The following is a 14,214-nucleotide window of genomic DNA, read 5'->3' on the forward strand; positions in this document are numbered from 1 at the left end:
GCCTGGTCAGTCTCCACTGGCGGAGAACTCCGGGGCCGGGATCGTGCCGCCGTTGAGGCTGTCCTCCGATCCTCCGGCCACACCCTCTGGTGCTGGGCCTTCGGCCGTGGCCGAGCCGTTCCCCGTGGAGTCCTCACCGGACGGGGCGGGCAGATCAGCGAAGGCGCCGGCGCCGATGGGGGCCTCGACTGCCTCCGACGGTTCCGCGTCGGCCGCGGTGGAAGTCGAGTCGGCGTCGGCTGCGGCCTGCTTCTCGGAGGGGCTGGCGGGGGCGGCCACATGGCCGCTGGGCTTGTCCTCGGCCTCGGCTGCGGTGGCAGTACCGGTGACCGCTCCGCTGGACAGGTCGATCGAGGCGACGTCTCCGGGGTTGACCATGCCCAGCTTCGTCGCCTCAGCCGCGAGGTTCTGCGGGGCTTCCAGGTGTTCGACCTGCTGCCGGAGCAGCTCGTTGGACTGGCTCAGGTCCAACTGCTCGTTCTTGAGCGAGACCAGCTCGTACTGGCGGTTGGACACCGTGATGTTGGTGACCAGGACAGCCATCAGGGCAGCGACCAGGACGGCGATGCAGAGCCCGGCGAATCCGCGGCCGGACTTGCGGATGGGAGCGGGGACGAGCGCCAGCGGGGTGCGTCGGCGCGGCGAGGCGCTCCGGCCGGGGTCACCGTCGGGCTGCCGTGCGGGCCGGATCACGGGATGCCAAGGAGCAGCCTGTCCGATCTGCGGAGCGGTGCTCTCGCGGGTCTGGACGGGCTGCTGCATGGCGAGTCGCTGCTGCGTTGCGGTCATGCTTTGCTCCTTGATGCTCTGATCTTCTCAACTGCTCGCACTTTTGCTGAGGAGGCGCGAGGGTTTTGTTCGATTTCTTTCTCGGTGGGTTTGTCCACGCCCCGGGTGACGACCTTGACCACGGGGGCATGTTCCTCGAGTTCGATCGGGAAGCCGGGAGGCGCCGTCGAGGTGGCATCGGCCATGACGGCCCGCTTGGTGATCCGGTCCTCGAGAGAGTGGTAGCTCATGACGACCAGTCGGCCACCGACAGCCAGATGCTGCAGCGCCGCCGGGAGCGCGTCCTCGAGGACGTCGAGCTCCTCGTTCACCTCGATCCGCAGGGCCTGGAAGGTCCGCTTGGCCGGATGACCACCAGTTTTTCCTGCCGCCACGGGGACCGCCCCGCGAATGACCTCGACGAGGCGACCGGTGGAGGTGAGCGGCGACTCGGCCCGGGCCTTGACGATGGCCGAGGCGATCCGTCCGGCGAACTTCTCCTCACCCCAGGCCCGGATGATCCGCCGCAGCCGTTCCTCGTCATAGTCATTGACCACGTCAGCGGCAGTGATGCCGCCCGTGGTGTCCATGCGCATGTCCAGCGGCGCGTCGTACGAATAGGCGAAGCCCCGCCCTCGTTCGTCCAGCTGGTAGGAGGAGACCCCCAGGTCGTAGAGCATCGCGTCGGCCTCGTGGAAGCCCCCTGCGGCCAGGGCGTCGCCGACCTCGTCATAGGTGCCGTGCCAGGTGTGGAGCCGCTCCCCGGCCCAGGCCAGTCGTTCAGTGGCGAGGCGCAGGGCCTCAGTGTCACGGTCAATGCCCACGACGACGGCGTCCGGGTGACGCTGCAGGATCGCTTCGGCGTGTCCCCCCATGCCCAGGGTGCCATCGAGGTAGACCGGCGTGCGTCCGGCCCGGCGGGCGGCGTCGAAACCCGGCGACATCAGGTCAAGGACACGGTCCTGCATGACGGGTACGTGCCGGTGCTGTGCTGGAGTCGGTTCGGTTGCCACGCGTTGCCTCCCCTTCCCTCGCTGATGGGCGTTCCGGTCCCTTAAGTGACAGGGGACCCTTGGATCAGATCCCCATCCGCTCACCGGTTCCGTGCCTGGCCCGGGGGAAGTCGGGTCAGGTCCGGCCGAGGGCGGCTGGAGGTCTCATTCAAGAATCCGCGCTGTGTGGTTTTGTTGCCGGGTCTCCTAGAAGATCCCGGGCAGTACTTCCTCATCGGTCTCGGAGAACGCGTTCTCCTGCTCCTCCAGGTAGGAGGACCAGGATCCGGCATCCCAGATCTCGGCCCTACTGCCGGCACCGATCACGGCGAGCTCCCGGTCCAGTCCCGCATAGCTGCGCAACGGAGCCGGGATGGTAATGCGTCCCTGCTTGTCCGGAGTCTCGTCCGACGCGCCGGACAAGAACACACGGATGTAGTCCCGGGCCTGGCGTGAGGACAGTGGTGCCGACCTCATCTGCTCGTGAACCTTCTCGAACTCACGGGCACTGAAGACGTAGATGCAGCGCTCCTGCCCTCGGGTGAGGACCAAGCCCTCGGCCAGCTCCTCGCGGAACTTGGCCGGGAGGATCAGTCTCGCCTTCTCATCCAGGCGCGGTGTATAGGTCCCGAGGAACACGACCCACCACCTTTGCCGTCTGAGAGGTGAGCGTGACCCTCCTTCTCCACCATTATCCTCTGATGTCCTCCACTTTACCCCACAACCCCCCACAGTCAAGCCAAAACGGGGTGTGGACACGGTGTGGCGTAGCTTCGTTTGCGGCTGTCATTTCCTCCCCGCTCAGACGCCCTTCCTTGTCATCAGGGCGATCCACGGCCAGGAGACGGCGCAGCCCACCCCTCACCGCCAGGCGGGGAGGGAGGTGGAGGGAGTGGAGGGAGTTCTGCGCACACGGCGCCTGCCTGCCGCCCGCCACGGCGCCCACTCCCCCAGCACGGGGTGGAGGAGTCCCGCTCGGAGTGCGTCAGGGAGGGGCGCGGGGAGTGGGGAGGGGCGCGGGGAGAGACGTGAGGAGAGACGTGGGGCGGGAAGTGGGGAGCTCCGTCGGCACATCCCGTTAACGACGAAACCCCGCCGCGGAGCGACGGGGTTGCGATTCCCGGAGCGCCGTGGCGCTCCGGGGTGATCAGTGCTGTTCAGCAGTGCTCAGCGCACGATCATGGTTCCTGGTTGCGACGTTCCTCCCACCGTTGCTCCAGATTTGCCATAAAGGGCGAGTTCTTCTTGGCGGCGGCGGCGGCGGATCCATGACCCCGTCCGCCCGCGGCCTGCCGTGAACGGCTCGTAGCGACGTAGACCCCGGCCGCCATGACAATGAATCCGATGATGCCCAACCAGATGAACTGTTGGGAGACACCCCATAGAAGGGCGCCGAGTCCTACCGCCGCGGTCACCGCGCCGGCCACCAATCGGGTGGTCGAAAAACGAGAGGTACCCGATTCACTCATGCTCGTGGCAAAGTGCGGGTCCTCTGCATTCAGCTGTTGTTCCAGCTGCTCAAGGAGCTTCTGCTCCCGCTCAGACAACGGCATCGCTGCCTCCTCTTCCGGCCCGGGCCTTCCCGTCCACCTAGCATAGGGCTCGCCCGGGCCCCCACGCCATATCGGTGACGCCCCTTGACCGTCTTGATACGAACAGTTCCGCGATCAGCGAATATCCTTGCGCGGGGCCGGCCCCGATTCCGGCGTGTTCCGCTCCACCAGGGTGGCGGGCTTCAACGCCGCTTGGGGGAATTTGCGGCGGATGTCATCGGCCACCCGATCCGCCTCGGACCAGTCTGCCGGGGCGCTCTCGTCCTCCCACAACAAGGCCTCCTGCACCACCTCGTCGGCACCGGACAATCGCTCCGCGCGGATCCCCAACAACCGGACCGGCATCCGTTGGCCGTCCATGAGCCCGGCCAGGAGAGATCCAGCCGCCTCAGCGAGGGGACCGGCGGAGTCCACCGGCGTCGTCAGAGTCATGGTGCGTGTCTTCACGGACAGGTCCGGCGCCTTGACCTTGACGCTGACCGCCCCCGCACGGAAGCCGGCCCGGCGCAGTCGGATGGCACCCTCATGGGCCAGGGCGACCAGGTGCCGGTGGAGCTCGGCCGGGTCGCGCACATCTTGCTCGAACGTCTTCTCCACACCCAGGCTCTTGGTCTCCCGCTCGGGCGTGACGGGGCGGGGATCGATCCCCCGGGCCAGCTTCAGCAGGGCCGGCCCCTGGACTCCGAGCCACCGTTCCATCCGCTGTGGGGCCTGGGCTGCCAGATCAGCCACCGTGGTGAGGCCGGCCGCCACCAGTCGCTGGCGCAGGACCGGACCCACACCCCAGAGGGCGGAGACCGGCAGAGGATCCAGGTAGGCGCGGGTCCGCTCCGGCGGGACCACCACGAGACCATCCGGCTTGGCCCGCGTGGAGGCGATCTTGGCCACGGATTTGGTAGCCGCCGCGCCAACGGTGCAGGGCAGCCCCGTCCGTTCACGGACCTGCTCCCGGATCAGGGCGCCGATCCGCGCGGGCGAACCAAGCCGGCGTCGTGCCCCGGAGACATCCAGGAAGGCCTCGTCAATGCTGAGCTGTTCCAGTGTCGGCGTGAACGATTCCAGGATCCGCATCACGTCAGAGGATGCCGAGACATAGCGTTCGTGCCGGGGTTCCACCACGGCAACGCCCGGGCACAGCGCCTGGGCGTGCGCTAGCGGCATGGCCGAGCGGACTCCGAAGGCGCGCGCCTCGTAGGAGGCGGACAGGACCACCGATCGGCCGCCGCGGTGTGCGACGAGCGAGGGGATTCCCGCCAGCTCCGGGTGGTCGAGCAACTCCACCGATAGGAAGAAGGCATCCATGTCCACGTGCAGGATCACGGCGTCCCAGGAACCATCCGATCCGCCGGTCTCGGCGGACGTCAGGGTCCTGCGGTCTGTCATGGGACCAGCTTAGGGCCCGCGGCCACAGGTAGTCTGAGCACGCCGCCTGACCGCCCAAGGAGCCCAAGGAGCACCGTGCCCTTCCCCTCTTCTGTCCCCCAGACCACTGATGCCGACCGCGAGTCGGCCTTCGTCCAGGCCGTAGGGGTTCGCCTGGTCGAGCTGTTGGACGGGTACCATGGCCGCGCTGCGGCGATCTCCGACTCCGCCACCCCTTTGGTGGAGTCGATCGCCGGACTCGTCCGCGGTGGGAAAAGGATGCGGGCCGTGTTGTCCTGGTGGGGATGGCAGGGTGCCGGCGGCAACCCCGATGATCCGCTCATCCTGGATGCGGCCGTGGCACTCGAGTTGTTCCAGGCCGCGGCCCTGATCCATGACGACATCCTTGACCGGTCCGACACCCGTCGGGGAGCCCCCAGCATCCACCGTGCCTTCGAAGCCCGGCACCAGCAGGCGGGTTGGCGGCAGGACCCGGGCCATTTCGGCGTGTCCGCCGCCGTCCTGACCGGCGACCTGTGCCTGTCCCTCAGCGAGGAGGTGTTCGCCTCCGCCGCCGATGCCTCCACGAACCCGGCGGGCGCACGAGGCCTGTTCAACGAGATGCGGTTCGAGGTCATGGCCGGCCAGTACCTGGACATCCTCGACGAGGTCGAGGTGCCGGGCCAGGACCCGGCCGAGGCCCTCCAGCGGGCTCGCACGGTCCTGCGGTTCAAGTCCGCCCGGTACTCCGTGGTCCACCCGCTGGGCCTGGGTGGGATCCTGTCCGGCGCCGACGGGGACATGCTGGAGCACTATGGCCGGTTCTCCGCGCCTCTGGGTGAGGCGTTCCAATTGCAGGACGACCTGCTCGGGGTCTTCGGAGACCCCGAGGTGACCGGGAAGCCGGCCGGGGACGATCTGCGCGAGGGGAAGCGCACCGAACTGGTGGCACACGCCCTCGACCTGCTCACCCCCAGCCAGGTGGCGGAAGTGGAGGCAGCGTTGGGCGATCCGGACTTGACCCCTGAGGCCGTGTCCCGGATCCAGACGCTGCTGGAATCAGGAGGCGCACGTGCCCGGGTGGAGAGTGAGGTCCTCGATCTCGGTGATGCTTCTCTGGCCGCCCTCGCCGAAGCTCCCATGGACCAGGGCGCCAAGGTGGGACTGGAGCGATTGGCCCGGCAGATCCTGGACCGGAAGCGCTAGCCTCCGGCCGGTGGATTGACGACTACCAGGCCAGGGCCTGCGCCCTCCGGCGAATCTCCGTCTTGCGGCCCTCCCGCAACGCGTCGATCGGGCGGCCCGGGAGGGACTCGTCCGGAGTGTAGAGCCATCGAATGGCCTCTTCATCCGAGAACCTGGCGTCCCTGAGGACCGAGATGGTCCCCTTCAGCGGCTCCAGGGGCCCGTCCTCCACCAGGAAGAGCGCCGGAATGGCGCGGGCGTGACGTTCACCGACCTTGGCGGTCAGCAATCGTCCCTCACTGACCATGTTGTGGACCCGGGTGACCGGGATGTCCCATTTCTCGGCCAGGTCGGGAAGGAACTCCCAGTCCTGCACCAGGTCTTCGAGCGTCGGCTCCTGCGATGCGGCGTTGTTGCCTGCGGCGGTATTCACCCGTCCAGCCTAACGACTGACACGGCAGCCTGGGACACCCGCACCCGGGGGCGACTGACAGGACTGTCCACGCGCAACACGGCTACGTTGCCGAATCGTTACCGTCTAGATTCCCTTCCGTAACTACCTTCAGGTACGTTTACATCTGTCACATTTTCATTACAGGCATCATCAGACGTGGTTTGTCATTCTGTTCACACCCGTGACAGAAGCAGCCTCGGTGGTGCAGCACCTTCAGAGGAAACCCACATGACTGATCGCCCTTCCGGCACGCCACGCCTGTTGAAGTCCGCCCTGGCCACGTCGACCCTGCCGCTCATGGTGCTGGGCTCAGCCGCCCTGGCCACGCCGGCGGTGGCCGACGCCCCCCGTCAAGCGCTCACCCCCCGGTCCGCCTCGCCCGTGAACATCGAGACGGCACAGGTGCGCCTCTCGTCAGCGTCACTGGCCTCCAGCGTTCCCGCCTCCTTCTCCGGCGCCGTCAAGACCGCCAAGGCTGCCTCCAGCTACACGGTCAAGGCCGGGGACACCCTGTCCCACATCGCCGTACGTCACGATCTCTCGCTGTCGGCACTCCTGAAGGCCAACGGCCTCGCAGCGTCCACGATCATCCACCCGGGCCAGAAGATCACGCTCCCGGGCTCCGCGCCGTCGTCCTCCACGTCCGGCCAGACCGCATCCAGCGGCACCAACGCCCAGACCTACACCGTCAAGGCCGGGGATACCCTGTCCCACGTCGCTGTACGCCATGACCTCGCCCTCTCCTCCCTGTTGAAGGCGAACGGCCTCTCCGCTTCGTCGCTCATCTACCCGGGCCAGAAGCTCAAGCTCTCCGGCGGTGCTACGGCGAATCCGGCCTCGTCCGGCGGTTCCACCACCGGCGCTTCGACCACCGGTGCCGCGGCCACCGCAAAGACCTACACCGTCGTCTCTGGAGACACTCTGTACAGCATCTCCTCCCGGCACGGCGTCAGCCTGTCCACGCTCCTCAAGGCCAATGGCATCGCCGCCTCCTCCACCATCTACCCGGGACAGCAGCTCAAGCTCTCCGGCGGCAGCACGCCTGCCTCCACGCCGGCCGGTTCCCCTGCCGGGAACGCTACGGCCTCGACCTACACGGTGAAGTCGGGCGACACCCTCTCCGGCATCGCCGCTCGGAACGGCATGGGCCTCTCCGTCCTGATGAAAGCCAATGGCCTGTCCTCGACCGCCACCATCCACCCGGGCCAGACGCTCAAGCTCTCCGGCAACACCACGGTCGCCCCTGCCTCCTCCGGGACTTCGGCAGACAGCACCGTGCAGTCGTACACCGTCAAGTCAGGTGACACCCTCTACGGCATCGCATCACGGAACGGCATCAGCCTCGCCAGCCTGCTGCAGGCGAACGGCTTCAGTGAGACGGCCACCATCCACCCGGGCCAGACGCTTAAGCTCTCCGGCTCCGGGGCATCCGCCGCACCGGCCGAGGACGACCTGGTCCCGAACACCTTCCTGCACTACACCTACCCTGACCACATCGTCCGCGACGCCAACGAGAACAAGCGGGCCCTGCTCAATGCCGGGGTGCCGTCCCGTTCCCAGATGCAGGCGATCATCGCGGACACCGCCCGTCAGATGGGCGTCGATCCCTCCCTGGCCTTGGCCCACGCCTTCACCGAGTCCAGCTTCAACCACGCCTCGGTCTCCCCGGCCAACGCGATCGGCGCCATGCAGGTCATCCCGAGCTCGGGCGACTGGGCCTCAGACCTGGTGGGTCGCAAGCTCAACCTGCTGGACCCGCATGACAACGCGACGGCCGGCGTCGCAATCATCCGCCAGCTGCAGCGCACGGCCGGGTCCTTCGACATCGGCGTGGCGGCCTACTACCAGGGACTGGGCGGTGTGCAGCGCAACGGCATGAAGCCGGACACCAAGGACTATGTGGCCAAGGTCAAGAACTACATGAAGCGCTTCTGACCCTCTGGTCCCCGGACCGGACGCTGCTCCGGTCTACCCTGTAATGGTGAAGGAATACCGCGCCGACCCCATGAACGGGACCGTCATCGAGGGACGGTACGAGGTCCGAACCAGGCTGGCCCGGGGCGGCATGTCCACGGTGTACCTTGCGGTGGACCGGCGCCTGGACCGCGAGGTCGCACTCAAGGTCCTCTACCCCCACCTCGCCGAGAACCCCGACCTGGTCGAGCGGTTCGAGCAGGAGGCCAAGACCGCCGCCCGTCTCTCCCATCCGCACGTGGTCAACGTGCTGGACCAGGGCGTGGACGAGCACCCGGACGGAAACCTCGCCTATCTCGTCATGGAGTATGTGCCGGGATACACGTTGCGCACGGTCCTGGATCGGCGCAACTCCATGACCCCTCGTGTGGCGTTGGCCTATCTCGAGGCCATCGTCGACGGGCTGGCGGCGGCCCACCGGGCCGGCCTGGTCCACCGGGACATGAAGCCGGAGAACGTGCTGGTGTCCCGGGACGGTCGCATCAAGGTCGCCGACTTCGGACTGGCTCGCGCCACCACCAATTTCACCGGGACGGGCGCTGCCCTGGTCGGCACCGTCGCCTACATCTCCCCGGAACTGGTCAGCGGCTCCCCCGCGGACGAACGCAGTGACGTCTACGCCGTCGGCATCATGGCGTACGAGATGCTGACGGGACGCCAGCCCTTCACCGGGTCTTCCCCCATCCAGGTGGCCTACCAGCACATCAACAACGAGGTGCCCGCCCCTTCCGGGGCGGTCCCGGGAATGGCCGCCGACCTGGACCGGCTGGTGCAGTGGTCGACGGCGCCAAACGCACGCGACCGCCCGGCGGACGCCGCCGTCCTCTTGGCCGAGATCCGCAGTCTCCGCTCGTCCCTCCCGGACGAGGACTTGGACATCGAGGCACCGGCGGCTGGCGGGACGGCAGCGGCCGCCGGCGGTCCGGCTGGCACCGAGGTGCTGGGATCTCGGGGAAACCACCCCGACGCAGAGCCCCACGTTCCCCAGGATGCCGACGACGGCGACGTGCCCTTGGACGACGGCGACGAGGCCTGGGACCACGGCGAGTCCTGGGACGATGACTCCACGGACGTCATCGGGTCCGTGGACCACGTCGATGCCACCGACGTCCTGGATCCCGGGGCGACGACGTTCCTACCACCGGCCGTGCCGCCGTCCGGCCATCACCGGACCTCGGTGCTGCCCACGCTCCAGCCAGACGAGCACGGTAGGCCACCTGCTGTGCCCTCCGACCCGTCCGACTCGTCGGGCTCGTCCGGTGCGCCCGTCTTCGACGCACCGACGACGGACCGACCCGGTAGCACGGGGCGGACAGTCAGGGCACCGGGCCGTTCCTCGTCTGCGCGCCAGGAGCGGCGCCAGGCAGCCCGCCGGGCGAAGACCCCCACGGAGGTCCTCGGTCACCGGAGCGGCAAGCGCATGTGGATCTGGGCCGCCGTCGTCATCATCATCACGGCCATCCTGGTACTGGCGGGCTGGTTCTTCGGTGCCGGCCCCGGCGGCGTGGTCACTGTCCCGGAGGTGGAGGGCCGTAGCAAAGTCTCCGCGGTGGATGCGCTCCAGCAGACAGGAGTCGGCTATGCCCTGGCCAGCGTGCACCATGACGTGGTGGCCGAGGACAGCGTGATCGCCACCGATCCCCGGGGCGGAACCGAGGTGAGGCGGTTCAACACGGTGCTGGTCACCGTGTCCTTGGGACCTGAACTGTTTCAGGTGCCCGATCTGACCGGCCTGGAGCAGGACGAGGCCGAAGCCACCCTCCAGGACGCCGAACTGGTCTTGGGCACCGTGACCCACGAATACTCTGACACCGTGGAGCAGGGCTCCGTCCTCAGCCAGTCCCCCGCCGCCGCAGACGAGCTGCGCCGCAACCACGCGGTCTCCGTCGTCGTCTCGGAGGGACCCCAGCCGGTCGCCGTCCCGGACCTCTCCGGGATGACGGTGGAGGAGGCCACGTCCGAGCTGGAGACGGCCGGCCTGCAACTGGAGATCAGCGGCAGCGAACATTCCGCCTCCGTCGAGGCGGGCCGCATCATCACCCAGGAGCCGGCCGAGGGCGACGTCCTGCCAGGGTCGACAGTCACGGCAGTCCAATCACTGGGGCCGAGGATGATTGCGGTCCCCGATGTCACCGGCCAGTCCCAGGGTGAGGCGCGCCGTCAACTCGAGGAGGCAGGCTTCGAGGTGGAGGAGACCGAGATCCTCGGTGATTTCTTCGGCAGCCGCGAGGGCCGGGTCCGGAACCAGTCACCGGAGTCCGGAGCCGAGGCGGCCGAGGGATCCACGGTGCGGATCCTCATCCTCTAGTCCGCCGGTGCTCTAGGCCTCCCGTGTCCGGCGGCGGGTCGTCCGGACCAATGCGGACGTCCGGCCGATCGGGCCGGACGTCCGCCGCGTGCTCTAGACCGAGCGGCCGGGGTGGGACAGCGCCTCGGTGACCAGGAACGCCATCTCGAGGGACTGCTGATGGTTCAGCCGCGGATCCACCAACGTCTCGTAGCGGTCGGCGAAAGACGACTCGTCGATCGGGTCAGAACCACCCAGGCACTCCGCCACGTCGTCACCGGTCATCTCCACGTGCAGACCACCCGGGTAGGTCCCGGCAGCCCGATGGACCTCGAAGAAGCCACGTACCTCGTCCATGACGTCGTCGAACCGGCGCGTCTTGTACCCGTTGGCGGCGGTGACCGTGTTTCCGTGCATCGGGTCGGTGACCCACAGCGGCTGGGATCCGGAATCCCGGACCGCCTCCACCAGGGCAGGCAGGTTCTCCCGGATCCTGCCGGCACCCATCCGGGTGATGAAGGTCAGCCGGCCCGGCTCGCGTTCGGGATCGAGCTTGTCGATGAGCGCCAGGGCATCCTCGGGTTTCGTGGTGGGCCCGAGCTTCACACCGATCGGGTTCCGGACCTTGGAGAGGAACTCGACATGGGCGCCGTCCAGGTCACGGGTCCGCTCGCCGATCCACAGGAAGTGCCCGGAGGTCGAGTACGGCAGGCCGGAGCGGGAGTCGATACGGGTCAGGGCCCGTTCGTAGTCCAGCAGCAGGGCCTCGTGGGCCGTGAAGAAGTCCGTGCGACGCAGGGCGCTGAAGTCCACGCCCGCGGCGTCCATGAAGCGCACCGCACGATCGATCTCGCCCGCGAGCTCCTCGTAGCGGGAGTAGGCGGGGTTCTTCATGAACCCCTGGTTCCAGGCATGCACGGACCGCAGATCGGCGAATCCACCCTGGGTGAAGGCGCGGACCAGGTTCAGCGTGGCCGCGGAGGTGTTGTAGGCCTGGACCATGCGCTGCGGATCGTGACGCCGGGACTCCGGGGTGAAGTCGAAGCCGTTGACGATCTCGCCGCGGAAGGACGGCAGCGTGACGCCGTCCCGGGTCTCAGTGTCCGAGGACCGGGGCTTGGCGAACTGGCCGGCCATCCGGCCCATCTTCACCACCGGCAGAGAGGCACCGTACGTCAGTACCACGGCCATCTGGAGGATGGTCTTGACCCGGGCACTGATCTTGTTGGCCGTGGCGCCGGCGAAGGTCTCGGCACAGTCACCACCCTGGAGCAGGAAGGCCTCGCCCTGGGCGGCTGCGGCCAACTGGGTGCGGAGCACATCCACCTCACCGGCGAACACCAGCGGCGGGGCGGAGGAGAGCTCCGCCATGGCGGACTCGAACTCGGCCGGATCCTCCCAGGTGGGTTGCTGGGACACCGGCTTCGACCGCCAGTCATCCAGCCCGGGATAGTCGGCCGCCCCATTGGATTGGGCTGAGCCGAAGGCCGGGAAGTCTGTGGTGGGATCCGAAATCATGGTTACAGGGTACGGAACCCGGGCCGTGGATGCGTGCTTGTGACCTACTGCGCGTCCGGTGCGTCGGGGGCAGGCTGGCTCTTCACGGTGGAGGCGTAGACGTCCACGTATTCCTGGCCGGAGAGCCGCCGGATGGCCTCCACGATCTGGTCGGTGACCTGCCGCTCCACGAATCGGTCACCCGCGCGGTCGTAGTACTCCGAGAAGTCCAGGGGCTGGCCGAAGATCATGCCCACGCGGCGGATGCTGGGGATGGTGCGGCCGATGGGCTGAACCTTGTCCGTGCCGATCATCGCAATCGGCACCACGGGAACCCGGGCGTTCAGGGCGAGCTTGGCCACACCCAGCTTGCCCCGGTACAGCCGTCCGTCCGGACTGCGGGTGCCCTCCGGATAGATTCCCAGGAGCTTGCCGTCCTGCAACACCTCGAGGCCGGACCGGAGCGAGTCGAGCGAGGCCTTGCCGCCGGCCCTGTCCATGGGCAGCTGGTTGGTGGCCTCGAAGAACTTCCGGGTGATCCACCCCTTGGGTCCCCTGCCCGAGAAGTACTCCTTCTTGGCCAGGAAATGCACCTGCCGGTCCAGTTGGGCCGGCATGAAGATGGAGTCGGACACCGAGAGATGGTTGCTGGCCAGGATGGCTGCCCCCTCCTCGGGCACATTGTTGAGCCCCTTGACCCAGGGGCGGAACAGGAGGTTCGTCACGGGTGCCACCACGAAGGTCTTGGCGAACCAATAGAACACGGAAGATGAACCTCTCCTCAGACGGCGCGGAACGGCACCAGTCTAGGAGTATGGACCCACCATGGCGGCTAGGCTGGCGTGATGGATCCCCTGCAGAGGCCGATGACGCTGGGCAGCGCCCCGGACGGCGTTCTGGCCCGCGGTCACGGCTCCACCGCTGTTGCGCTGTTCCACGGCTTCACCTCGGGCCCGTTCTCGGTGGCCCCGTGGGCCAAGGCCCTCGCGCAGGCCGGGGCCGACGTCGAGGTGCCCTTGCTGCCCGGCCATGGCACCCGGTGGGAGGACCTGGAACGCGTCACCGCCGCAGACTGGCGTGCCACCGCCCGCCGGACTGTCGATGACCTGCTCGCCACCCACGAGCACGTGTTCGTGGCAGGCCTGTCCATGGGTGGCGCCCTCGCCCTCGACGCCGCAGCCCACCGGCCGGTCGCGGGGGCCGTGGTCGTGAATCCGGCCCTGCGGTTCGCCTCCGCGGCCGCGCCCCTGGCCGGGCTGCTCCGTCTCGCCGTTCGCACCGTCGCGCCCATTGCCAATGACACGGTGCGCCCCGATGCAGACGAACGAGCCTATCCCCGCACCCCGCTGGCCGGCGTGCGCCAGATCGGCGCGCTGCAGGCGGCGGCCCGTCGCGCCCTGCCGGACATCGACTCACCGGTGCTGGCCTTCCGCTCCACCACCGACCACGTGGTGCCGCATTCCTCGATGACCGCCCTGGGGCGCGGACTCACACCGGGACTGCTGAGCGTCCGGCCGCTGTACAACAGCTATCACGTGGCCACCCTGGACTGGGACGCCGGCCTCATCCACGACGAGTCGATCACCTTCATGGCCGCAACGGTGGACTCCCGTCACCGGGAAGGACTGTCATGACTGAGCGCCGGGACGGATCTCACGGTCACGAGAACGACGGCGAAGGAGATCGCGAGGACGAGGACCAGGCTGAGATCGATCGCCAGTGGCAACAGATCGTCGAGGGCCTCGGCCCGATTGAGCCGTCTGGGCCCGCCCCCGGACCGCCCTCGGACGAGCGGTCCGACCTCGCCTCATACTTCTCCGAGACACCGGCGTGGGGGCCTCGGGACTACACCGTCGACGATGAGGACGAGGGTGACTTCGTCCCGCCCGACCCCCCTGCCCTGGCCACGGGACGGCCGGCGATGGTCTTGAGCGTGGTCGGACTGGTCGGCGGCCCGGCGGCTCTGCTGCTGGCCGCCCTCTTCTGGCCTGGCATTCCCGGCATCGTCGTCACGGTCCTCATCGCCGCCTTCGTGGCCGGGGCGGTCGGCTTGTTCCTGTCCCTGCCGCGGGACCAGGACCGCCGTGGCCCGTGGAACGACGACGGCGCGCAGGTCTAGGGGCCCGGCAGGGTTCCGCGGTG

General features: G+C 68.2%; 13 protein-coding genes. 5 read left to right on the forward strand and 8 right to left on the reverse strand.

Translation table 11 applies throughout. The annotated features are described in order from the left end of the window. Positions 1-6: 6 nt before the first annotated feature. From BOSE125_RS07510 to dinB, 5 genes are all read right to left on the reverse strand, one after another. Positions 7-789 carry a hypothetical protein gene (locus BOSE125_RS07510; RefSeq protein ID WP_159551371.1) on the reverse strand — a complete coding sequence of 261 codons (783 nt, stop codon included), beginning with the start codon at positions 787-789 and terminating at the stop codon, positions 7-9. Continuing rightward, entirely contained in the window at positions 786-1,736 is a 951-nt protein-coding gene (gene rsmH / locus BOSE125_RS07515) for a 16S rRNA (cytosine(1402)-N(4))-methyltransferase RsmH (RefSeq protein ID WP_159554896.1), read from the reverse strand. The genes BOSE125_RS07510 and rsmH overlap by 4 nt, the downstream gene beginning before the upstream one ends. Before the next feature lie 231 nt (positions 1,737-1,967). Beyond that, positions 1,968-2,399 (reverse strand): division/cell wall cluster transcriptional repressor MraZ, encoded by a 432-nt coding sequence (gene mraZ, locus BOSE125_RS07520; protein ID WP_115931494.1) that lies wholly within the window; start codon positions 2,397-2,399, stop codon positions 1,968-1,970. 539 nt (positions 2,400-2,938) lie between these two features. Then, entirely contained in the window at positions 2,939-3,313 is a 375-nt protein-coding gene (locus tag BOSE125_RS07525; protein ID WP_159551373.1) for a DUF3040 domain-containing protein, read from the reverse strand. Between the two features lie 114 nt (positions 3,314-3,427). After that, positions 3,428-4,696, reverse strand: coding sequence for a DNA polymerase IV (dinB, locus tag BOSE125_RS07530; protein WP_159551375.1), 1,269 nt, complete (start codon positions 4,694-4,696; stop codon positions 3,428-3,430). A gap of 75 nt (positions 4,697-4,771) precedes the next feature. On the opposite strand from dinB, the gene BOSE125_RS07535 reads away from it, so the two are divergent. Further along, on the forward strand, positions 4,772-5,881 hold the full coding sequence (locus tag BOSE125_RS07535; RefSeq protein ID WP_159551377.1) for a polyprenyl synthetase family protein: 1,110 nt from the start codon (positions 4,772-4,774) through the stop codon (positions 5,879-5,881). Between the two features lie 22 nt (positions 5,882-5,903). On the opposite strand, the gene BOSE125_RS07540 is transcribed toward BOSE125_RS07535, so the two are convergent. Further along, entirely contained in the window at positions 5,904-6,293 is a 390-nt protein-coding gene (locus BOSE125_RS07540; protein WP_236557871.1) for an Rv2175c family DNA-binding protein, read from the reverse strand. A 249-nt stretch (positions 6,294-6,542) separates the two neighbouring features. On the opposite strand from BOSE125_RS07540, the gene BOSE125_RS07545 reads away from it, so the two are divergent. Continuing rightward, complete coding sequence (locus BOSE125_RS07545; RefSeq protein ID WP_236557872.1) at positions 6,543-8,249, forward strand: LysM peptidoglycan-binding domain-containing protein; 1,707 nt, start codon at positions 6,543-6,545, stop codon at positions 8,247-8,249. Positions 8,250-8,292: 43 nt separating this feature from the next. Beyond that, positions 8,293-10,596: a Stk1 family PASTA domain-containing Ser/Thr kinase gene (locus BOSE125_RS07550; protein WP_159551379.1), complete on the forward strand. Its 2,304-nt coding sequence runs from the start codon at positions 8,293-8,295 to the stop codon at positions 10,594-10,596. 93 nt (positions 10,597-10,689) lie between these two features. On the opposite strand, the gene BOSE125_RS07555 is transcribed toward BOSE125_RS07550, so the two are convergent. Both BOSE125_RS07555 and BOSE125_RS07560 read right to left on the reverse strand, forming a co-directional pair. After that, positions 10,690-12,093, reverse strand: coding sequence for a class II 3-deoxy-7-phosphoheptulonate synthase (locus BOSE125_RS07555; protein WP_159551381.1), 1,404 nt, complete (start codon positions 12,091-12,093; stop codon positions 10,690-10,692). 44 nt (positions 12,094-12,137) lie between these two features. Continuing rightward, on the reverse strand, positions 12,138-12,836 hold the full coding sequence (locus tag BOSE125_RS07560; protein WP_159551383.1) for a 1-acyl-sn-glycerol-3-phosphate acyltransferase: 699 nt from the start codon (positions 12,834-12,836) through the stop codon (positions 12,138-12,140). An 81-nt stretch (positions 12,837-12,917) separates the two neighbouring features. On the opposite strand from BOSE125_RS07560, the gene BOSE125_RS07565 reads away from it, so the two are divergent. Further along, positions 12,918-13,706, forward strand: a complete 789-nt coding sequence (locus BOSE125_RS07565; protein ID WP_159551385.1) for a carboxylesterase — start codon at positions 12,918-12,920, stop codon at positions 13,704-13,706. Further along, positions 13,703-14,191 carry a hypothetical protein gene (locus BOSE125_RS07570; protein WP_159551387.1) on the forward strand — a complete coding sequence of 163 codons (489 nt, stop codon included), beginning with the start codon at positions 13,703-13,705 and terminating at the stop codon, positions 14,189-14,191. The genes BOSE125_RS07565 and BOSE125_RS07570 overlap by 4 nt, the downstream gene beginning before the upstream one ends. Positions 14,192-14,214 lie beyond the last annotated feature (23 nt).

This window comes from Citricoccus sp. K5 (assembly GCF_902506195.1).
GTDB lineage: Bacteria > Actinomycetota > Actinomycetes > Actinomycetales > Micrococcaceae > Citricoccus.